This is a genomic window from [Mycobacterium] manitobense (genome assembly GCF_025821665.1).
Taxonomy (GTDB): Bacteria; Actinomycetota; Actinomycetes; order Mycobacteriales; family Mycobacteriaceae; genus Mycobacterium; species Mycobacterium arseniciresistens.
On the sequence record NZ_JACKSJ010000060.1, the window covers coordinates 1 to 739 of the forward strand.

The 739-nt window shown below is 71.7% G+C and carries 2 pseudogenes; one reads left to right on the top strand and one right to left on the bottom strand.

Annotated elements, in window-relative coordinates:
• A pseudogene (locus H7I41_RS07360) lies at positions 1 to 535 on the top strand (hypothetical protein); the annotation flags it as partial.
• Between the two features lie 3 nt (positions 536 to 538).
• Here H7I41_RS07360 and H7I41_RS07365 read toward each other — a convergent pair.
• Positions 539 to 739: pseudogene (locus H7I41_RS07365) on the bottom strand (hypothetical protein); the annotation flags it as partial.

Here is a 739-nt window from a genome sequence, read left to right on the forward strand (position 1 = left end):
GCTGTTCGGGGTGGCGGGCGCGATCTTCCTGCGTGGGTTCGCCACGCCCTCGGCCCCGGTGCCGGCGCGGGTCCCGCCCGTCGAGGAACAGCATTCCCTCGACGAAACCTGGGACGAAGAGGACGACTACATCGAGTACACCGTCGACTGGGAGCCCGTGCTCCCTGCCGCGGACCCGCCCACCGACATCGTCCGGGCAGTCACCGACGACCCGATCACCGACCGGATCTACGACCACGTCGAGCATCCGCTGCACGCCCCGGCCGAGGTCTGGCATCCGGGCCCGGTGGAGACCTGGTCACACCCCACCGAGGAACCGGAACCGGAACCGGAACCCGAACCGGAGCCGGCCTGGCGCGGCATGCTCGACGATTGGCTGGGCCCGCAGCAGCAACAGCCGGTCCGCACCGGATTCCACAGCGATCAGCAGGGCTGGCTGCAGCCGACGGAACCGCCGGCCTCGGTCACCGAGGATGACCTGCCCGCGGGCTCGCATACCCGCCGGACCCGCGGCCGGCACTCCCGCGGCGACTGACCCTCAGATCCGCCCGTTGGCCCGCAGTGTCTGCAGCGCCCGCAACGTCACCAGCCCACGCCACTCGGTGGACTGCGCGGGGGCCCATGCGGCCCAGTCGAAGAGCCAACCGCCGTCGTCCTGCTGGCCGGCCGCCAACGCGTCGAGTCCGGTCTCGATCTGCTCGGTGCTGAACAGCGCGCGACTGCGCAGACCGGGTTGCGG